This is a genomic window from Aureibacter tunicatorum, from assembly GCF_036492635.1.
Classification (GTDB): Bacteria; Bacteroidota; Bacteroidia; order Cytophagales; family Cyclobacteriaceae; genus Aureibacter; species Aureibacter tunicatorum.
The window spans coordinates 984,971-1,007,086 of the sequence record NZ_AP025305.1; the positions used below are offsets into that span (position 1 = coordinate 984,971).

Genomic DNA, 22,116 nt, shown 5'->3' on the forward strand with positions numbered 1-22,116 from the left:
ATATCGAGTTTTATAATTAAGTTGTCAATTAAGTATAATTATTCTTTTAAATAATTTTTTAATAAAAGGTTACCTTTTTTACTAATTTAGTATTTACTTATGATAATAGAGTGCTGTTAAGTTGACGTTTTTATTTCTTGCCTATGGATTCAATGTATACCTTTAAGATGAGCTTTTCGAAGTTTTTTGCATTTCTTTGCTTTTATTTCATATTACCTTCTTTTTTCTTTTCAGAGGTGCTTGCGGCACCAAAGAATTCAAATGAGACAGGTGGTTTTATTTGTGGAACTGTTATGTATCAGATCTATAATAGAAACTCTGCAGGGAGTTCTACAACCAATTATGGATTGTATTATTATGAATCTGTTTATGACCCAATTACTCGGACAAATAGGTTGGAATTAGTAGAGATTCCAGGAGCATTGGATGATCTAAATCATTTAAACTATTTGGGTGCAGGAGGCCGAATAAGAGTAAATGCTGTCGCTTATAATATTACTGATGGTTTTATCTATTTTATGGATCAGGAATCGGGTAAGATATTTCGTTTGGGAAGAACTCCAAATGTCTCTAATCCAGTGAATGAAAGCGATTATAATTATAGAGTTGAATATGTGGGAATGCCTGTTGGGGATAGTTCCACAAATACATATTTGAACGATGGGGGAGGATATATTGCTGGTGATATTGATGTTGATGGCAAGTTTTATTTTTCATCCAGAAATACTTATAAAATTTACTACGTTGACTTGTCACTCCATGACTTGAGTTCGTCTAATTTGCCATTGAATACATTGCGAGCAGTAAACGCGTTGAAGAGAGAAGATGGAAGCGATTATTATAATTACCCCAATAGCGGACATTATTTAGCTGATTTTGTTATTGATCCCATTGATGGGAATTTGTATAGTTGGGCATATTTTTATTCTTACCCTTATAGTCAATTGGTTAAGGTTGATTTGACAAATAAGACTGTGGAAAGAGTTGGATCATTGACGAGTGGGAATTATAGGTTTAATCAAGGAGCTGGAGCTAATTACTGGAAGTATGGGTATTTTTATGCTTATGGGTTTGATACAAATAACCCAAGTTCTGTTCAATCAACTTTATTTAGAGTAGACCCTGAAACAGGAGTTGCTACTCATGTTAGCGACGGAACGGAAACGAATCAAAATGATGGTTGTTCTTGTGCCTATAGTATTGAACTTCAGCATCAGACGATTGAAGGTCCAATTTGTCTTGAACAAGATACTGTAATCACAGTTGATTTCACTGTTTTTAATAGGACAAGAAATGATTTGCAGAATGTTCCTTTTGAGATGAGTTTGCCTGGAGGAGCTGTTTTCGCTTCGAATATTTATGAAAGCAAGACTCAAAACCCTGACGGGAGTTTTAATTATGTGGAGCCAAGCTGGATGGCTTCCGGCTCTAATAACTTGGTTGGGAGCAGTTTTGCTGATAATACCAACGCGATGATTAATCCTTTGCCTTATGTGGCTGATTTGACATTTAAAGTCGATATTTTAATTCCAAGCACTTATTCAGGGAATGAGATTAGTTTACAAGGGGTTTTGAATATGAATAATCATCCGGCTTTTGATCATGCTGTATCGGATAATATTTTGACGCCTGAACTGGATGATCCAAGTGTCATTACTATCCATCACCCAGCGGATGTTTACGCGGGAGATGATCAAGTGATTAGTCAGGGAGTTTTGAATACCACTCCCTTTAATGCGACTGCAGCAGGCGTTGATCCGATGTCTTATCATTGGAGTCCGTCTGAAGGCTTGAATTTTCCTACATTTTTGACGCCAATACCTAATCCTTCCGATGATACGGAGTATGTTCTGGAAGTAGAGGATGGTAATGGCTGTTTGTCCCGAGATACGGTTCAAGTGCGCGTTGTGGCTTCTGAAGTAAAAGTAAAGATTGAAGCTGATGGCGATGAGATTCCTTCCTGCGCGATCACCAAAACTCTTCGCGGCATCGCTGAGGGGGAAAATCTGGAGATGAGCTGGAAAGTGCTTAATGGCTCAGGAACGATTTTGGACGAGACGCTTTTTGACAAAGTTTCGAGTGATTCGGACACGCTTGAGGCTTTGGTGCTTGAAGGCCGCTATCGTTTTGTGGCACGCGATCTTGTGAGCGGCAATTCCGACAGCACGGAGATAACGATTATCCAAGCGCCGTCTATGAATGTAGATGCCGGCGACGACTTTTCGATCAGCAGGCATGTTTTGAATACCCGTTCGATCAATCCTCAGCTGGGAAATGTGGACTTGAGCAGCTCGACGGTTGTTTGGAGTCCCTCTACAGGCTTGGACGATACAGGGATTATCAATCCGGTTCCAAATCCATCGACGACAACGACTTACACGCTGACGGTCCGCGATCGCTTCAATTGCGTAGTGTCGGATGTTGTAACGATCACTGTTGACGAGACGGAAGTTGACGCTGATATTGTCGAAGGGTCTGCGATAACGATTGGAGCTTGCGACAGCGAGCTAAGAGTGCATGGGACGTTCAGTGGGACTGACGCGAATGCGGTTTGGCAGGTTGCGACGAGACAGTCTGGAAGCATACAGGCGGGTAGTTTGCAGGAAGACAAATTGGTTGATCCTCATACAAGCAGTGTGATTGTCAGTCCCGGGACTTATTGGCTGATCGCTCAGGATGTTTACGGCAATCGGGACACGGCTGAAATCGTGGTGAATCAAGCCGCTGACTTGCCAAGCGTTGATGCCGGCGATGATTTTTATATCAGCGAATATATATCGAATACGCGAGCGTTTGATGTTTCCTCAACGGGAGAAGGCTTGACGTATTCCTGGGTTCCGGCTTCTAGCCTGGACGATGCGACAATTATGCGGCCGACTGCTAATCCGTCCGTGGAAACTTTGTACACGGTCACAGCTACGGATCAATACGGCTGCTCTGTGGAAGATACCGTACGTGTTCGCATAGACGCTACGGAGACCACAGCGGATGTGAATACGGATGTTAATTTGATTGGCGATTGCGAGACGGAAGGTGTTTTGACCGGTATTGCCAATGGTACTAATGTTACTTATCACTGGCGAGAGAAAGGGACTACGGATACATTGAGCACGAATTCGACGGAAAGTTTCGCGCCTGGAATTTATGAGTTTGTGGTTGAGGATGAGTATGGCAATGTTGCGATAGGAGAAGCTGAGGTGAGAAAAGATATTGCTCCGGTGGCTGAAGCCGGCGATGACATAACGATCAGCGCTTACGGTTTCAATACGATTGCTTTGGACGGTACGGCTTCTGGTGTTGAAACGAGTATACAATGGTCTCCTAGCGATCAGTTGGCGTTTCCGAATTCAGAAGATCCTATTCCTTTGACGCCTTCAGCCGGGACTACAGGCCCATTGACCTTTACAATGACAGTTACGGACAAGTATGGCTGCGTAGCGACTGATGTTGTCGATGTTCATATTGATAATACGCAGGTAGGAGCAGATGCAGGGTCGGATATTGAGATTGGCTTTTGCGATACAAGTTTGCCTTCGGTTACAGGTACGCCTTTCGGTACAGAAGCGACAGGAATTTGGACAGTGAAGGATGGTTATAAAGGTCAGGTTCAAGGGAGCGGTAATACCGTTCAGGTAGTTGCAAGAGGCAATGAATATGTTGATGGTTTAGGTGTTACTCAGACAAGTGAAGGCATTTATATTTATACGGTTACTGATAAGTATGGAAATAAGGATTCGGCTCAAGTGCAAGTTGTCAAAGCTGTTGAGCCTGTAGCGGATGCCGGAGGCGATTTCAAAATCACCAGCGCTTACCCTAACATCATTCCGATTCACGCAACGGCTTCCGGAGAGTCTCCTTTGTCGTATTCATGGACACCTGCGGCAAGCTTGGATGATGCCAGCGTGTTGGAGCCGGTTCCGAACCCTTCTGTTGATACTGAATATACATTGACCGTGACGGATAGTTATGGATGCACGGCTACAGATGCGGTGCTTATAGAAGTTACAAACGACGAGTTGACAGGTAAAATCAAGGAAGGCGATAGTATTTTGATAGGTCATTGTTATGCTGATACTACGCTTCATGTGATTTTGGGACAAGGAAGCAGCAGCGGCGATTTGTTCAGCGATGACCCTAATGATTATACTTTTGAATGGTCTGTTTTTTCCGGAGGTCCATTGCCTTCGGATTTGGTAGGGAGCACGGATGTTCATATTGCAGATGAGATGGTTCCCGGCGAGTATGAGGTTTTGATTACGCATAAGTCTACCTTGACAGAGAAAAGGCTTAGTGTTGTTATTGAGCGAGATGTTGAACCATTGGTATCCGCAGGTGAAGATAAGGATATCAGCAAGTTTGTTGATAATATCAATATCACTTTGGACGGTTCAGTCTCAGGAGCGGAACCTTTGACGTATTCATGGACGCCTGATGACGGCACGTTGAATTTCACGAACATATTGAACCCTATTCCTAATCCAAGTCAATCGATGAAAGACGCCCAAAGTCAGTTCACATACACATTGAGCGCTGTTGACAAGTACGGTTGTGTCGCTTCGGATGATGTGTTGGTGAATATAGACGATCGTGAGTCGAACTATGAGATCGATGTTGATGTTGAGATCGTTGGCGATTGCGATGAGAGCACTACAGTGCTTATCGGTTATGCCAAGTACGAACAGATCTATGACGGACTGGTGGTTGACACGCGTTGGGAGTTGGTTTACCCTGATCGAGGAGAAATAGTTGAAGATTATCCGGACTCAAAGGAGTTGATCTCGGGTGGTTATGTGGAGACCGATTCGGTTCGAGTGAGAGACGGAGAGTACATGTTTGTGGTTGAAGACCGCTACGGCAGACTTGTCAAGTTACAGGAGCCAGTTAAGATCAACCGCGAGGCAAAGCCTACGATTTATATGCCGGACCCATTCACGATCAGCAAGCATGTTGACAATCTTCAGGCGATTGATGTTCGCATTCAGACTACGGGGAGCAATTTGGTGGGAGGCTATGCTTGGTCTCCGGGAACTACATTGCTTGATGATTATGCGATAGAGGATCCTGTGCCTAATGCTCATGGCAATACCGATTTTACGCAGGACACGACTTTTGTGCTTTCGATTACAGATACTTACGGTTGCGTGAAGGAAGATTCGATTCGCATCTATCTGGATACGACTCAACCGGAGACGGAGATTCTTAACGGCGTTGACTCGGTAGGCTCGTGCGCTCCTTCAAATGAGCGTATCGTATTGGAAGGCAAATTCAGCGGTTCGAATGCTGTGGCATGGTGGGAAGATATGAATGGGGTTGTTTTGGCTAATGGAGCTGATTTGACCGTGGATGTTCTTTCGAGCAGCGATTATCGTTTTATTGCCGAGGATATGTGGGGTCAGACAGACACGACCGAATGGACGGTTCATGTGGTGGCTTCGCCTTCGATCATCTCGATACCGGATATGACGATCAGCGGATATGTCTTGAATAACAGGCCTTTGGAGCCTGAGTTGGAGCTGACAGGCGTCAAGACTCCTATCGCTTATGAGTGGAGCGTGTTGGGAAGCTACCGAGAGGAGACCTTTGATTTGAATAGCTTGAACCCTGTTCCCAATCCGGTGATCTCTGCAACGGATCATCCATATTATCAGGATTATGAGTTGACGGTGACGGATGGATATGGATGCTTGGCAGCATCGACTGTTCGTGTGCATGTTGATTTTAGGGAAATAGAAAAGCCAGAGATTGAAGAGGCGGAGAATGGAATTATCACAATAGGCAATTGCGAGACGGATTATGTTTTGCGCGGCACTTATACCGAACTGTTGGATGAACATGGCGACAGCATGATAGATGAGGCTGTTTGGGAGCCAGTTCCGACTTATTCGAATTATTTGGATCTTTCGAGCGTGAATCAAGAGGTGAATGGCAATCAAGTTACGGTGTCCATTTCTTTGAACTTGCCTGAAGGGGACAAAATCGCGGATTTGGGTTATTACATGTTTGTTGTTCGAGATAGATACGGGCATATGAAGTATGACTCGGTTCAGGTTTATCGCGACACGACAACTGTCATAGCCCATGGAGGAGATGATTTTACGATCAGCGGTCATTTTGCGAACAGTACCTTGAGTTTTGAGGATCATGGGGCCAGCTATGTTCCGGTGGATGGCCAAGTGACTTGGGAACCTTCAAGTTTGGTTCGCTTTATAGATGGAGCGTATTATCCTCAGCCTGAGGATGGCGTGAGCGAAAGAGTGTTTGAAGTGAGAGTGACGGACGCTTATGGCTGTGATTCGACTGACCAGATAAGGGTTTATTTTGATCAGGATGAGATCGCGATAGACTTACCGAATACAGATAGCATTGGTGCTTGCGAGGAAGTGGTTTATACGCCTGAGATTGAATATGAGAATAAGGTCGGGGCTTACAGATGGTTGTATTGGCCTGCAGGAGACGATGTCAGCAGTGATGGAGAGTTGTTGAAAGAGAGTGACAGCCGTCCGATATCGGATTACGAATTGACATTGGGAGGCGATGACGAGCGTGACGAAAGCGGCGTTTATGTGCTGGAGCTTACGGATATTTACGGCAATGTCATTGACGATACGCTTGTGTTCAGAGAGTTTGCGATGCCTGAGGTGTTTATCGATCCAGACACGTTGATAGTTAGTTATAGTATTGACAATGAGGAGGCGTTTGAAGTATTTGTAGATGCGGAGGAGCCACGATACGAATGGTCTCCGGATTTGGGCTTGAGTCAAAATGACATTAGGGAGCCGGTGGCTAATTTCTTGGGAGTTATTGATTATCAGCTTAAGGTGATCGACAAGTTTGGTTGCGAGGCGATTGACTCTGTTAATTTCCAGCGTATCAATTTGCCACCAGTAGCTGAGGATGACGAGGCTTATACAGTGACAGGAGACACGGTGATGATCTGCGTTTTGGACAATGACATGGATCCAGAGGATAAGCTTGACGCTTCTTCTGTAGTGATCGAGAAGCAGCCTTTGTATGGCGTTGCTTGGGTTGATGGAGGTTGCATTTACTACATCACGCATGAGGAGTTTGCAAGAGAGGATGAGCTTAGATACAGCGTTTGCGATGACGAGCCGTTGGATGTTCAGTGCGATCAGGCGGATGTAAGGATTTACATCGAGCCTCAGGAGTTGGGTTCTCATAACATCATCACTCCAAATGGCGACGGAGTGAATGACTACTTCAAGATCAAGGGAATTGGCGCTTACCCTCAGAACAGGTTGAGAGTATATAACCGCTGGGGCAACTTGGTTTATGAGCAGGAGAATTACCGCAACACCTTCAACGGCTATGCGAACTCGCTGACGGTGGGTCAGGACTTTAGATTGCCGAAGGGTACTTACTTCTACATATTCGAGTATCCGGAGACTGAAGGCAAAAATAATATCACCGGCTATATCTACATTGCGGAGTAGCCGCTGTCTTTCGATAGATGATCATGCCGCTTTCTTAGGAGAGCGGCATTTTTTGTTTAAGGACAAGAGGACTATAGATTAGCCGATATTGAGGGAGCAGAATCCGAAAGTTTTGGTGATATCGTAGTTGGGAATGCCTTGTGTATAAAGACGCATGGTTTCAAAACTAATTCTATGTTCATAACTTGACGCAAGAAGGATTGAGTCATGATTGTATTCTGGAATGTCAATGCTGAAAATTTGACTGGGAATATGAGCTGACAAGGCTTCGAGTAAGATTTTAGCTATATGCTTGTCATTTGCGGCAAAAGGGCCCACTCGATAGCCGAAAGTGGATGGCCTTAAGTAGGCAATTCCTTTAATTTGATCATTTTCTGAAAATGCATATCCTATAGTGCCTTGTTGAACAGTCCATTGCTTAAGTAAATTGTATCTTGAGACTGGATGAGCTAAATGATCATATTCAACGACTTTGTCTATGTCGTTAAAAGCAATGCGTGATAAATTGGGGTGGAAGTTTCCAGTTTTAGGCGCTATGCATTCATAACTAATTGTCTTATGAGCTTTTTGAAAGCCAAGTTTTTCATAGGTTGGCAGCATGTGCATCAATACCTCGCTGCCCAAATTTCTGTTGCCAGCGTGTTCGAGTTGTTTGTCGAGCATTGATTTTCCAACTCCGTTTTTTCGATATTTTGGGTCTACTAGCAAATACCCGCTGAAACTATAGTTTTCGTCGTAATTAAAGGTTGCGGCAGATGCAATAGGAATATTGTTTTGAAAACAAATGAAGATATCATTTTCGAAAGTGTTATGAAAAACTTCGAGATCGTGAATACCAGAGTTCCATGCTTCTTGCCTTGCTAGTTTTAAAATGAAAGGAAGATCTTTAAGTTCAGCAACTTTTATAATATTTTCAGTATTGTTCATGCAGTTCAATACACAAATTCAAAGCCATGAAGGTTGAAAGCGATATTTTGCTTAATGAATTTATATTTTCTCAACCAATGCGTCTTTGTGAATTAAGTATTGGACTTGGGATCTCTGTTCCGTGCAAAGCACTCTGGTTCTTCTCAATTTATTTTTTTCATAGGTTTTTTCACCTAACTTGAAAAGCATGCCATCAGGAATGTTGATCAATTTTTGTCTGCGTTGTTTTTTTTCTATGATAAGCTCTTTGAGACTCTCTGGAGTTTTGCCATTATGTTTATGGACTTCGGCTAATGGTGAGAATAGCAGTTTGGCATTGTCATTTAATCTTGTGCAAAGGTATCTGGTTCTACGCTTGTGCTGTTTTAGATAAATATCATTTCTGTAAGCGAAAGTTTCTCCATCCAGTATTTCTTCTAAAAAGAGCGTCTCTTTCAGGGATGTTGAAGCTTGGTCGAAAGATTTTAAGGCTTTCATTAGATTTACATCAGATGTGCTGCTAGCCTTGGGATTTTTCATGTGAAAGGTCAAAGGAATAAGAATTTCTTCGGGAAAAACACTAGTGGTCAATAATGGCTGCATCAATTGTGAAAAAGCGCTTTTCCACTCTTTGCCATGAGGGGATGCAATGTAATTGTATTTTACTTTGGTTATCAAATGGGCGTATTCATGGATATAGGTGATCAAGAATGCATAAATATTCTGACTCCCATTTACTGAAATAGAATGCGTTTTGTATCTGGGGTCAAATCTGTAATCTCCTAGTTTCGTTACTCGATCTTTGGCGACTTTGAAGTTGAATGGCTGCTTTTCCCAAAGTTGAACGCAATATTCAAGCGAGGCTTTGGGAATGTATTTTTGTAAAATATTTAAGAAACTTTCACTAGATGGCATGGGCCTTTTTTACTCAAAATAAGCTTTTGAAATTGAAATGTCAAAATTCAAATAAAATGAAAAAGCCTCATGAGTTCTCACAAGGCTTTCCAATAATATTTTGTTTGTATGTTTATGCATATTCTTTGATTTCACCAGTTTTCAATTTGGCGAAATATGCGTCAAGGTCTTTCTTCAATTCAGGAGCAAACATATACAGTCCGAATACATTAGGAATACACATGCTGAAAATCATGCAATCACTGAATCTAAACACGTCACCTAAAGTTACGGTGGATCCAAGGATAATTGTAAGGCAGAAGATAAACTTGAAAATCATTTCTGATTGTCTTGTTTCTCCAAATAGAAAAGTCCATGCTTTCAGTCCGTAATATGACCAAGAAATGATTGTTGATAAGGCGAATAGTATTACAGCGAAAGACAATACAGACGGAAACCAACTGATTACACTTCCAAAAGCTCTTGAAGTAAGCAAAACACCTTCTGTTTGTCCTGTTTGATATTCTCCGGTAATGATGATTACCAAAGCTGTCATGGTACAAACTACTACTGTATCGATAACAGGTTCTAATAAAGCTACAATGCCTTCGCTTACAGGCTCATCTGTTTTAGCCGCAGAATGGGCGATGGCAGCAGAACCAATTCCAGCTTCATTGGAGAAAAATGCTCTTTGAAAGCCGAAAACCATCACACCAAGAAAACCTCCTGAGATTGCAGGAGCGTTGAAGGCTCCGTCAATAATCAGCCATAAGGCGTTTGGCACTTTATCAATATGGGTGATCAATACAGTCATTACTCCCAAGAAGTAAACACCAACCATGAACGGCACGATCTTGTCAGTAACTTTCGCGATGCTTTTGATTCCTCCGATGATCACAGCTCCTACAAGTGTCGCCATAATTAATCCGAATACCCATTCGTTGCCATGGAAAAAGCTGTTTTCAGCACCGGTAACCTGCACAAGTTGTTGTGTCGCTTGGTTTATTTGGAACATATTGGCAGCCCCCATAGCTCCACCTATACATGCTATGGCGAAAAATACCGCAGCCAACTTGCCAACGATAGGAAAGCCTCTTTGAGCAAAACCTTTCTGTAGGTAATACATTGGTCCGCCAGATACCTCTCCGTCAGCATGCACATTTCTGTATTTTACAGCAAGTGTGCACTCTGCGAATTTGTTGGCCATCCCTAGTAGACCTCCCAAAATCATCCAAAACGTAGCGCCTGGTCCCCCGATAGAAACCGCTAATGCTACTCCGGCAATGTTTCCTATTCCAACTGTACCTGACAAGGCAGTGGTCAAGGCTTGAAAGTGGGAAACTTCTCCAGTGTCGTTAGGATCGTCATATTTACCTCTTACAACATCTATGGCATGTTTGAAGCCTCGAATGTTGATAAAGTTGAAATATACAGTGAAAACGATCGAAGCAACCATAAGCCAAACAACCACCAGCGGTATGCTGACATTTTCATTTAAACTTATAGAATAAAAAATCGTACTCTCCAGCCAATTCACGAATGCACCAAAATTTTGGTTCATTGTGGATAATAGCATCATCCCTCCTAACTGTGCCATAACTTTGAAATTATTTGATTAGTCATAATGCAAGATCAAGTAGACGAAGCATGATCTTGAATGGTGAAATATTAAAGGAATCAAATTCCCAACTTAATATCAAAGATAAAATTTTATTGAGGGTTTTCGCAAGTCTATTCTGAAGTAATTTAAAAGATAAGTTTATTATTTTGATTTTTAACTTTTTTATAAAATATTATTTCGTTAAAATAGATATTCCTTCATTTAATTTTCTAGGTTGATACCCTAGCAGTTTCTTCATTTTATCAACCAAAAGTCCTGTCTTTAAGGGTCTTGCGGCACGCTGTTGGAAGGTGGATCCGTCAACTGCTGAAATCAAGTTTTTGTCCAATTTGAAAAAATCAGCTGTTATTATTGCCATTTCATATGGAGTTAGTAGTTCATCTCCACTGACATTGAAAATTCCTTCTGCTTTTTGTTCAACTATTAATTTGCAACCTTGAGCCAGATCTTCCGCTAGAGTTGGGGATCTTAACTGGTCAGTAACAAGTTTAAGGGCTTTGCCTTTTTCTAGATTGTCTTTCACCCATAATATGATATTGGATCTGCTCATATCTTGGGCTTGACCATAGACTAAGACTGTTCTTGCTATAGCCCAATTCAATGTGCTAGAGGTCACAAGCTTTTCAGCTTCAAGTTTAGTCTCTCCATAGTAGTTGATAGGATTCGGCTCGGCATTTTCGTCATATGGCCCGTTATTTCCATCAAAAATGAAATCAGTGGAAATATGAAGGAGGAAACAAGAAGCTTTTTCACAAGCTTCGACAATATATTTTGTCGCATTGACATTCAAATCATAGCAATTGTCTTTTTCGTCTTCGCATTTGTCGACATTAGTCATGGCTGCTGTATGTATTACAGCATGAGGACTGTATTGATTAATAATTTTATGTACGTCTTCCTCTTTGGTTACATCCAAATCATGATATGCGTAGTTACCTTCATTTAGTCGGTTTCCTCCTCGCGAGGTGGCTATTAAGTCAACGTTGCTGTCATTAGAGAAAATTTCAACTAATTTTTGGCCTAGAAGTCCATTGCTTCCTGTAATGAGTATTTTCATAGTGAATTAGGCATAAAAAAGCCTTTCTTGAACATCAAGAAAGGCGAAGTAAGAATAAAATTTATTTAATGAATAAGATTGCCGTATAGTTTGATCAATTTTTTCTTTTTGATTTCTTCAACTTCGACGCTCATATAGATATCTTCAACTGGCTTGTCCCTGAAACCTGTTTTTTGTTTGGCGATAGAGTCGATGACTGCCATGCCTTCCACTACTTGCCCAAAAACGGTATACGCGTCATCCAAATGCGGAACTCCGCCTTCTGTTGTGTAAATGTCGATTCTCTCTTGAGGATAAGGATTATCGAGTTCGATATCATATTTTTTTTCAATATCGTCTTTATGCTTAAGCATTAGTTCTATCAAAGCGTCATTGTCTCTTCTGGATTGGAGCTCTGCTACTTGCTCTTCCAAATGATTGAACTGAACATCTTCCACTAAATGAGTGAAGTATTTGTAGAGTTTAGGGTAATCGACTTTTTGATCTCTGAGCTCTTTTTCTGTCCATTTTTTCCCTTGGACTATGTAGAATTGACTTCCGCTGGATTCCTTTTTCGGATTAACTCTGTCGCCTTGTCTGGCAGCTGCAATGGCGCCTCTTCGATGAATCAATGTGTCCACAAATTCTGCAGAAACGGTATATTCAATTTTTTTATCACTATTAGGCTTTTGATTGACATCTCCGCCTTGAATCATGAATTCTTGGATGACTCTATGAAAAGTTGTGCTGTCAAATGCTCCGGATTTGGCTAGTTTGATAAAGTTGGCCTTGTGCTTTGGGGTTTGGTCGAATAACACAGCTTTCATATCTCCATATGGCGTGTGGAAAGTGACTAAATAATCTTTTTCCTTGTCGCAGGAAAAAAGCAAGGCTATTGCGACAACAGCTAGTGTTAGTTGTTTTAGTATTTTCATTATCCTTTAAAGTTCAATGAGTGTCAGTGTCAAAGTTGAATCAATACTTTCGGTCTCACACAAGAAGAACGGATAATCGTTTAATTCATTTTTGACGTTAATATATCAAAAATAAAAAAGTAGGGGGAGTTACAAAAATTTTAAAGCTTTAAAGAAAATATGATTTATCAAATCAAAAGGAAAAGTAAAGGACGCCTAAAAGGCGTCCTAAGTTTAAAAAATTAGTCGAGTTTGGTGATTTTGACTTGGTCAACCAGAGCACGGTTGACATCTACGTTCATATTTTCATTATGAGGGAGAAATTTTAATTGAAGCAAGTGCTTGCCTTTTTTCAACCTCACTTGCTGACTGTTTGATTCAGACCAAGAAGACCACTCATCTTTGCCTAATTGGGACATGATTATAGCTCCTTCATTGTTGTTGTCGACAATTAAAGAGCGAATTGCGCATTTGTTGTCTGTATTGTATGGACCGCTGCCATTGGAGTATCTAAATGAAATTGCATACAATCCATCCTTGTTTATCGTTACCGGAATTTTCACATCTGTGTTTTTGGTTTTAGTCAGTTCGATGAAACCTTTGCCATTATATCCTTCATAAGGCAAAGTTGACAGTTTTGCGAATTTTTCTATTTGAAGTATTTGTTCATGGCCTTGAGGAATATAAATCAAAGGCTTGCTAAGGAATGATTGATAACCTAATGAGTCAAGCGCCGCAACTTGGTATTCTGTGTATATTTTCGGCAAGTTTATAGTGAACTTGGATTCAATAGACTTGTCAATTACTTCACCATTGGCAATGAGTTGATAATTTGCAGAAGGATTATAGTTTTCAATTATTATAGAATTTTTATTCAAGCTTACTCTAGGTGTTTTGAGAGTAAAGTGATTCGCTTTCGCATTTATTTTACCTTGGTCTTTGATTTGAGAATTCAAGGTAATCTCAATTTTATGACGGCCTTTTATATTTGAGTTAACGAAATGTTGACTTTGCTCTTTTCCATTTACCTTGAAAGAATTGATTTGATTTCCAAAACCATTAAGAGTAATATCCAAGACAGCATCTCTATATTTGAAATTGGAGAGTATTTTATTGCCTTGATACTGTTCAGGCACTACAGGGGCGAAACTTAATTTATCAGACTCTAGGTTCATGCCGTAAAATACCCTATAGATCATTGCTAAATTACCTGCGACACTCCATAGCTGTCGGTCGGAGTTTATGGCAGTATCTCTAAAATCTCCGTTTTCAGCAACCATATTTTCTTTGTTGGTAAGAAACAGTCCAGCGGCTCTGTAAAGGGAGGCTAAACCTTGATTCAATACTTCGAAGTTTCCTGTTGTCGCTGCGGCCCAGTTCCAATACGCTTGAACAAAAGGTCATATGCCGTTATTATGATAAGGAAATACATCGGGAATTTGCGGATAGAAACATGTAGCTCCGTATGGAGTCATCGGGACATTGCTGATGGTTTGTTGTGCTTGGGTGCTGTCAGCGATATCAAAAAGCACTGTAAATGCTTCGCCTAATATTTCCGGCCTTGGATCTAAACTTTGGTATTCTAGTCCATAAAGGTACATTCCATAATATCCTTTGGACGGTACCCAAAGATATTCATTCATGCCTTTTTTGATATTTTCTGCTTGTGCAAGATATGCTTCATTGTTTATACCCAGTAATTCTGCCATTTCAGCAAGAATTTGATACGTCTGAAAATGAACGGCGTTGGTGCCAAGGCATTCTGAATTGTAGATATCCACATTGGTCATCCAGATAGGGTATTCCTGAGTTCTCCAATCCAAAAAGGATGATTCACCTTTTCTTAATCCTGTTTTATGATCCACGATTGTTTTTTCATCATCTTTGATGCTGTTATCGATTATTTGGAAAGCTTTTTCTAGCCAATCCTGATCGCCTGTGGATTTGTATACTTCATAAGCGGCAAGAGCCCATGTGGTTCTATCAGTAGAGACAGGCCAAGCGCCTCCCGAGCCAGTGTCTTGTATTATTCTGTCTCGTTTGACTTTGCGAAGAAGGCTGTTTTTGGCTATTTCCGGTTCGATCATCGCATAAGCTAACAAGATGCTATAGCTTACATCTCTTGTCCATACTCCTGACCATTCTTTGCCAGTTCTGAAAGTGTCGTCATCTTCGGTGTCGAGCACAGTTTCGTCAAGTGAAAGATTGTAGAGCGCGTCAACCAATACTTGATCTGAATTATATTGAGGAAATTTGGAAATATCATTTTTCAATACCCATTTTTGACTCACAAAATTTCCTTCATTGTATGGATTAAGCGTTAAGGTGATTTCATAGATGCCATATTCTCCAGTGGGCTGCAATTTCATGTCTTGACGTCCTTTTAAGTTGTCAAAATCCCAACTCAAAGGATCTTGAGATCCTGCAATATAGAAACCGTCAAAGTCGCTTTTGAATATCTTGTCGCCTGTAGGGGTAATATAATATCCATGTTGCTCGAATGATTTGATGACATTGCTGGCATCCATTTTAATGGTAGCCTTAGTGTTTGGAGAAAGCTTTTTGCCATCAATGCTTCTGCCCATTTCTTCAGGCGATATATCTCCAAAAGTATATGTAGGATTTGTGTCTCCTATGAGGTACAAATGGTTTTTCCCAGGCGCAAACTCATCGTCTTTGCCATTGATGCTGAACTTGAATTCGATCAGTGGCGAAAGGTTTTCGTTTGCAGGACTCTGGTAATTTGATATGATTTCTTTTGGAGAAATAGCTATAGCTTCGTACTCTCCTTGCACAACTTTATCGTTATAGATTTTGAATTGAGGAGATTCATAAATCGTTGTAGATGTTTTGCTTGGTTGACAACCAGCTAATAAAGCGCAAAAAATAATTGTCTTTGCTATGATATGTTTCATAATGAATGTTGTAAAGCAATATTTAACTGTTTAAAAAATCGATATAACCTGTAAAAGTTATGTTTTGAATAAAATTATATACTTAGCCTTAAATTTCTAATTTGAGTGAAATACTTTTCCTTATTTAACTATGGAAACGTTTGCGGAAATATTGGTTTGAAATAAGAAAGCCTTTCTAATGCAAAGGGAGGAAGTCTATGTCGTCGACTATTGTTGTTCCCGATAAAGGACTTAGTCCTAATCTTTTTCTCATTGGGTTTTCCCAGTTTTGGATACTGTCATGCGTTTGGGCATACATTCTAAATCGTCTCATGAAGGCTTCTTTAGCTCCGTATAGGTAATTGCCAAGGCTGAAGTAATCAATATGAGGGGTTAGATAACCTGTTCTATTGAAAGTTTTGTAGGCGGAGTCAAGCTTTCCTTCGGCGATGGTTGGTTCGAACCGATATTTGTCTTTGATAAAATCGTCAGTTAGGTGGTAGGTCAAAGGTGTTGTCATCGACATTTGAGGACGATCTTCAAAACTTAATTCAAGAAAACTTTCTTCACCTTTTTTAACTCTTCTTTTTCGTTCTGTTATATTAAGCCCTTCCAATGCGGGAAGTGTCATTCCTTTAGGCAAAGATGTATTTCCTTTTTGTTCTCCTGAATCGCTTTTCTTTGTAGTTTTTTTGATGTGAAGAGGAGGTTGTCTTCTTTTGGCATAGCCGGTGACAGCGATTTGTTCTATAAGCTTTCTGCCTTCAGGAACCATTAAGAGTCGGGCCAATGCAATAAGTATTCTTTTTCTAAAACCAAAGTTTTCTTTGTCGCCTTTTCTTGTTTCGTGTTTCATATATTCAGGCATAGCTGAAGCTAAGCTTTGCTGAGGGGGCAATGCCGAAGGATCAAATAGTTTTCCTGTGTCTTTCTTCTCAAGGGTTTTCAGAGTTGATAAAAAGGCGGGAACGGATCTGGTTTCTAATTCCATGCCTTCAAACGGTGAGGCTGATGATGATGTGGCTTGGTTGAAATCTCGGGCTGAGAATGGATGCTCATCAGAGCTGCTTGATGCTTGGCTTTTTTCGGCGGCATCTTCAAGCGCCTCGGTGAATTCTTCATCAAATACGAGTAAGTTAGTTTCGTCGTTAAGCAAATCCCTGAGAAGTGTTTGAGTTTTTTTTAAGCCGGGATAATTTTCCATAATGTCGCGATTAGCCCGAACGACTTTCATTTCTGGAAGCCATAAAGGAAAATTTTGGTCAAAGACCAAGCTGATTTCTTCATGTATATGTTCTTCGATTTCTTTGAGCAAGGGAAAAATGAGCTCATGAAAACTATCCAACCGAGGCACTCCTGCTTCACAGTATAGTGGATTGGCTCCAACCCACCTGTAACATGTCATTTCCAGTTGATGAAGAATTCTTAAAGAATTCATTCTTTTATTTTCATAGGATTTTCTTCGATCATGTTCATTGACTTCATGTTCATGCAGTAGGGAAATGATCTTTCTGATATCCCATTCCAGCAGGCTGCTGGGAAAAGTGTAGCCTCTTCTTTCAGCCAATGCTTCGAACTTTCTGGCACTGATGAGCATTTGAATAGGCGCATGGAGAAGTTCTTTCGCTTGCAAAGGAAGCTTTGCCAAGCTGTTTGCTCTTGATGGAAGAGCTTTGGCTTTAGATTTGAGTTCAGCGTATCTTAGCATTAGATATAATGAGAATTGTTCATGCGCCCATTATATCTAATGTTAATTTATTTAAAATGTTTATGATTACCTTCTAGTCTTTTTCCCTTTGCTTCTCAATGATTTCGACTTGGGATTAATCGGTGTGTCATTGTTTTGCTTTCCTTTTCTTAGGCTTTTCGACTTGGGATTAAAAGATGTTTGTTTTTCGTTTGAAGATGATCTATTTGGCTTTTGATTATTGTTGCTTCTCGGTTTTTCAACTGATTTGTTGAATCCTTTTTTCTTTTTGAACGAATTTCGTTCTTCTTGTTTTTTATCAAAAGTTCTAGGAGCAAGCAAAACTTCAGCCAAGTCATGTCTGCCAAGTTTTTCAAGTCGAGCTCGAATCTGTCCTCTGTTTTCTTTTTTATACCAAAAGAAGAATTGGTGTTGCGCTAGCTTTTCAGCTTTCGTTTTAGCGGTAAATACTGGTTGCAAAGTATAAGGATGAACGCCCGCATAGTAAATAACAGTAGCCACTGTCATTGGTGTTGGAGTGAAATCTTGTACTTGCTCAAGCTGGAAGCCCATGTCTTTCGTCTCTGCAGCTAGATTCGCCATGTCTTCTTCCTGACAGCCTGGATGACTGGAGATAAAATAAGGAATCAATTGTTGATTCAGGTTGTGCTTTTTGTCGATTTTATCATACTTCTTTTTGAAGGTATGAAAGTGCTTGAAAGAAGGCTTTCGCATTATTTTCAGCGTATTGTCTGAAGTATGCTCTGGCGCAACTTTTAGACGTCCGCTAACATGGCGAGTCAACAATTGCTCCATATATGGATCTATGGTGTCGTCTGCAAGCTTGTTGTAATCTTTCACCAGCATGTCATATCTTATCCCGCTTCCAACAAAAGCTTTTTTCACCTGTGGGTGAGCATCTACTTTTTTATAAATATCAATAAGCGATTGGTGCGAAGTATCAAGGTTATGGCAAATAACAGGATGTATGCAGGATGGACTTACGCATCTATCGCAAATTTCCTGAACTTTGCCTTTCATATTATACATATTGGCGGAAGGTCCACCGATATCAGACAAATATCCCTTGAAGTCAGGCATCTTGGTAACCGCATCGACTTCTTTCATGATCGATTTTTGAGATCTGCTGGCGATGAACTTACCTTGGTGCGCAGAAATTGTGCAGAAACTGCAACCTCCAAAGCAGCCTCGGTGCATGTTCACAGAAAACTTGATCATCTCAAAAGCTGGTATAGCCCCTCGCTTTTTATATTTAGGATGAGGAAGTCTTGTGTAAGGCAGGTCAAAAGACTGGTCAATCTCCTTTTCAGTCATTGTGAAGTAAGGAGGGTTGATAATCAAATTATTCGTTCCGATTCTTTGAACCAACCTATTGGCATATAGCTTATTGGATTCTTGCTCCAGATGTTTGAAATTGGATGCGTAAGAAAGCTTGTCTTGCAGGCATTTTTCGTGCGAGTTCAATTCAAGCGTTTTCCATTGTTTGTTTTTAGGAATTTCTTCCGATCTGGGGCGCAATATAGCTGTTTGGGAAATAGTATTAAGGCTTTCGAAAGGAATACCTTTATCCAAATATCTCAAAAGATCTCTTAGAGGTTGTTCGCCCATGCCGTATACCAACATGTCGGCTCCGCTTTCTTCCAATATGCTTGGCGCAAGTTTATCCGACCAATAATCATAATGCGTAACACGTCTAAGAGAAGCTTCGATGCCTCCTAAAAGCACTGGAACATCAGGGTATAGTTCTTTTAGTATTTTAGTATAAACTATGGATGCGTAATCAGGTCTAAAGCCGCTCATGCCCCCGGGCGTGTAAGAGTCGGTGGACCTAAGTCTTTTATTCGCAGTATAATGATTAACCATTGAATCCATGCAGCCGGCAGTGACTCCGAAGAATAATCTTGGCTTGCCTAGCTTTTTGAAGTCTCTTAGGTCGTCTTTCCAATTGGGTTGGGGAATAATGGCAACTCTAAAGCCTTCACTTTCTATAATACGACCAATCACAGCTGGTCCGAATGCAGGATGATCTACGTAAGCATCGCCAGAAACGATGATAACATCAAGTTCTTCCCATCCGCGCATTTCCACCTCTTTCTTGGTGATTGGTAGCCAATCTGTCAAAGGGCGATGATCCTGTTGCATAAATTCACTGATTGTTTGTTAAAAGCAACGACAAAGTTAAGCATAAATTTGGCGAAAATCGTTCTTTGCGAATCTTTATGCATTGTCATGCGACTAATTTTTACAGCTATTAGTTAACGATACGATTGAAATAATCTTATTCAAGCCTGAAAATTACAGTGATTATAATTAGGGTGTTTAAGGCTGTATGATTTAGTTTAATAGGGCAATGAAAATTCGATATCTATTATTTTAGTTGATTTCTTTTATACAAGAGGTGGTTTAGGGTAAAATTTGCCAAAACATTGAGTGTTTATGGATGTTGAAGGAGTGAATTAGCACTTAAAATTATCTATAAATATGAAGAAAATTTACTTGATTGTTTTAGTCGTAATGCAAGCTTTTTACGCTTTCGCTCAAAGCAGACCAGATATAGGGGATGGGACGGAATCTTCTCCATATCAAATTTCGACTATAGAGCATTTGAAATGGCTTTCAGAAGGAGATGAGGATTCTGCGACAAATGTGAACAGATTGTTTGCATATTATGAATTGATGAATGACATCGATGCATCAGAGACAAGTACTTGGAACGAAGGGAAAGGTTTTACGCCTATTGGGAATTTGTTTTTGCCATTTGGAGGTGTGTTTGAAGGGAATGGGTTTTCTATAAACGATGTTTTTATTAATCGTCCAACTAATCCGGATTCTAGCAATGCTGAATCTGATTTAGAGCGAAATGAAGGTGTGTTGGTCGGCTTTTTCAGTTTGATCGGGGGAGGAACAGTAACAAACTTGAATTTAGTAGATGTTGACATTCAAGGTTTTGAAAATGTAGGTGGATTAGCAGGCGGAAGCTTTAACGGTATGATTACTAATGTTAGCGTTTCGGGAATCGTTAGAGGAGAATATTTTGTAGGTGGGGCTTTAGGCGCTTCAGCAGGAGATTTGCTTGATAGTTACTCTACAGTTGATGTGACAGGGCATGAGTATGTTGGTGGCTTGGCAGGTAGGAATGGAATGAATATTAGAAATTGTTTTGCAACAGGTAGTGTAACGGGAGAGAACTATGTAGGCGGTCTTGCTGGTGAAAACCTTTTTGAGGTGGTAGACGCTTTGATTTTAAGAGGAAATATCTCAGAATGCTATGCAACAGGGACTGTTTTGTCAGATTCTATAAATGTAGGGGGATTGCTTGGATTCAATACAGGTATGATTGAGTCTTCATATTGGGATGTTGAGACAACAGGCCAGAGAGAGTCATTTGGAAGCGGAGAAGATTTTGGTTTATTCACTTCTGAATTTGCGAATGCGGATAATTTTGAAGGATGGAATTTTCAAGAGGATTGGGTGATTGCATTAAAGTCAATCATTGACGCAAACCCAAGACCGTATTTGATTTCCCAAATTGAAACCAAGGAATTGGTGTTTTCTGTAAATGATGAGTTGGGAGGAAGTGTTGATCTTAGCAGCGGCTTGTATGTGCTTGGCGAAGTTATTGAAGTGGAAGCTGACACTGAAGAAAATTATTATTTTAAAGAATGGAGAATCAATGGAGCGTATTATAGTGCAGAGAATCCATTGGAGTACGAAGTGCTTGAAAATGCGATGATAGAAGCAGTTTTTAAATTAGATACTTTCGAGATAAGCACTGAAGCGAATATTGGTGGAAAAATTATGCCTTCAAATCCTGTGCTTGAATATGGTGATGATCAAGTATTTCAGTTTGTGCCACAAGAAGGATATTATATTGAAGATGTAGTTGTGGATGGCGAGAGTTATGGAAGCATTCAAAGGTTTACATTCGTTAATGTAGATGCGGACGGAGATATTGAAGTGACTTTTAGGCCTTTCTCTAGAGAGCTTAATACGATAGAAACTGTTGGCTCTGTTGGTGGTACGATCATGCCTTCCAACCCGACAGTGGAGTATGGAGATACACTTGAAATTAGATTTGTGCCAGAGGATGGATACATAGTTTCAAATGTAGTTTTAGATGGAGACAGTTTAGGGGCGATTAGTTCTTATATGTTTTTAGATGTGGAGTCTTCACAGAAATTGCAAGTAGAATTCAGCAAGGTTCAATTGACAGTTGACGTAAATCAAAATGAAGGCGGGGATGTAGAGGTTTCTGAAACTAGCTTTGAATATGGAGGAGATGTTGAATTTATATTAAAGCCAAATTCATCATATTCCATTAGAAGTGTAAGCATTAACGGGATGAGTATCGTCAATGATTTGAAAATGGAAGAAAATGGTAGTTTTTCATATGAGCTGTCCGATGTGACAGATAACCTGAGCCTTAGTGTGATTTTTGAAAAAGCATTAGGTTTGTCGGATATAAATGAAGTAAACGCTTATCCGAATCCAGTTTCTACTGTCTTGACAATTTCAAACCTATCGCCTAATCAAAACATTGAAATTTTGAATGTTTTAGGCAAAGTCGTAATGTTTGGCGACTCAGGAAATGGCGGAGATGTGAAGGTTGATGTTAAGAATTTGAAATCAGGGACATATATTCTACGAGTTGATGGAAAAAAAGCCATCAAAGTTCTCAAGCAATAATATTAA

Annotated in this window: 11 protein-coding genes; 2 read left to right on the top strand and 9 right to left on the bottom strand. The window is 40.3% G+C overall.

Annotated features, from left to right (window positions below; translation table 11 throughout):
* Positions 1-167 precede the first annotated feature (167 nt).
* Positions 168-7,451, top strand: a complete 7,284-nt coding sequence (locus AABK36_RS04245; RefSeq protein WP_309937794.1) for a T9SS type B sorting domain-containing protein — start codon at positions 168-170, stop codon at positions 7,449-7,451.
* Between the two features lie 78 nt (positions 7,452-7,529).
* Here AABK36_RS04245 and AABK36_RS04250 read toward each other — a convergent pair whose 3' ends face one another.
* The 9 genes from AABK36_RS04250 to AABK36_RS04290 form a co-directional block, all read right to left on the bottom strand.
* Complete coding sequence (locus AABK36_RS04250) at positions 7,530-8,378, bottom strand: GNAT family N-acetyltransferase (protein WP_309937795.1); 849 nt, start codon at positions 8,376-8,378, stop codon at positions 7,530-7,532.
* Positions 8,379-8,438: 60 nt separating this feature from the next.
* A complete protein-coding gene (locus AABK36_RS04255; protein WP_309937796.1) occupies positions 8,439-9,272 on the bottom strand; it encodes a transcription elongation protein SprT in 834 nt (277 codons plus the stop codon).
* Between the two features lie 112 nt (positions 9,273-9,384).
* A complete protein-coding gene (locus AABK36_RS04260) occupies positions 9,385-10,848 on the bottom strand; it encodes an alanine/glycine:cation symporter family protein (RefSeq protein ID WP_309937797.1) in 1,464 nt (487 codons plus the stop codon).
* Positions 10,849-11,044: 196 nt separating this feature from the next.
* Positions 11,045-11,929: an SDR family oxidoreductase gene (locus AABK36_RS04265; RefSeq protein WP_309937798.1), complete on the bottom strand. Its 885-nt coding sequence runs from the start codon at positions 11,927-11,929 to the stop codon at positions 11,045-11,047.
* A gap of 65 nt (positions 11,930-11,994) precedes the next feature.
* On the bottom strand, positions 11,995-12,843 hold the full coding sequence (locus tag AABK36_RS04270; protein WP_309937799.1) for a peptidylprolyl isomerase: 849 nt from the start codon (positions 12,841-12,843) through the stop codon (positions 11,995-11,997).
* A gap of 221 nt (positions 12,844-13,064) precedes the next feature.
* On the bottom strand, positions 13,065-14,165 hold the full coding sequence (locus AABK36_RS04275; protein ID WP_309937800.1) for a carbohydrate-binding protein: 1,101 nt from the start codon (positions 14,163-14,165) through the stop codon (positions 13,065-13,067).
* 57 nt (positions 14,166-14,222) lie between these two features.
* Complete coding sequence (locus tag AABK36_RS04280) at positions 14,223-15,737, bottom strand: alpha-L-rhamnosidase-related protein (protein WP_309937801.1); 1,515 nt, start codon at positions 15,735-15,737, stop codon at positions 14,223-14,225.
* Between the two features lie 175 nt (positions 15,738-15,912).
* The gene (locus tag AABK36_RS04285) at positions 15,913-17,424 is read right to left on the bottom strand and encodes a hypothetical protein (protein WP_309937802.1); all 1,512 of its coding nucleotides are present in this window, start codon (positions 17,422-17,424) and stop codon (positions 15,913-15,915) included.
* Positions 17,425-17,490: 66 nt separating this feature from the next.
* Positions 17,491-19,566: a YgiQ family radical SAM protein gene (locus AABK36_RS04290; protein WP_309937803.1), complete on the bottom strand. Its 2,076-nt coding sequence runs from the start codon at positions 19,564-19,566 to the stop codon at positions 17,491-17,493.
* Between the two features lie 339 nt (positions 19,567-19,905).
* On the opposite strand from AABK36_RS04290, the gene AABK36_RS04295 reads away from it, so the two are divergent.
* Complete coding sequence (locus tag AABK36_RS04295) at positions 19,906-22,110, top strand: T9SS type A sorting domain-containing protein (RefSeq protein WP_309937804.1); 2,205 nt, start codon at positions 19,906-19,908, stop codon at positions 22,108-22,110.
* The last annotated feature ends 6 nt before the right edge of the window (positions 22,111-22,116 follow it).

Bases quoted from the DNA above. Each gene is read 5' to 3' on its own strand.
- AABK36_RS04265 (WP_309937798.1), bottom strand. From the start codon at position 11,929: ATGAAAATACTCATTACAGGAAGCAATGGACTTCTAGGCCAAAAATTA.
- AABK36_RS04285 (WP_309937802.1), bottom strand. From the start codon at position 17,424: ATGCTAAGATACGCTGAACTCAAATCTAAAGCCAAAGCTCTTCCATCA.
- AABK36_RS04290 (WP_309937803.1), bottom strand. From the start codon at position 19,566: ATGCAACAGGATCATCGCCCTTTGACAGATTGGCTACCAATCACCAAG.
- AABK36_RS04295 (WP_309937804.1), top strand. From the start codon at position 19,906: ATGAAGAAAATTTACTTGATTGTTTTAGTCGTAATGCAAGCTTTTTAC.
- AABK36_RS04245 (WP_309937794.1), top strand. From the start codon at position 168: ATGAGCTTTTCGAAGTTTTTTGCATTTCTTTGCTTTTATTTCATATTA.
- AABK36_RS04250 (WP_309937795.1), bottom strand. From the start codon at position 8,378: ATGAACAATACTGAAAATATTATAAAAGTTGCTGAACTTAAAGATCTT.
- AABK36_RS04255 (WP_309937796.1), bottom strand. From the start codon at position 9,272: ATGCCATCTAGTGAAAGTTTCTTAAATATTTTACAAAAATACATTCCC.
- AABK36_RS04280 (WP_309937801.1), bottom strand. From the start codon at position 15,737: ATGAAACATATCATAGCAAAGACAATTATTTTTTGCGCTTTATTAGCT.
- AABK36_RS04260 (WP_309937797.1), bottom strand. From the start codon at position 10,848: ATGGCACAGTTAGGAGGGATGATGCTATTATCCACAATGAACCAAAAT.
- AABK36_RS04270 (WP_309937799.1), bottom strand. From the start codon at position 12,843: ATGAAAATACTAAAACAACTAACACTAGCTGTTGTCGCAATAGCCTTG.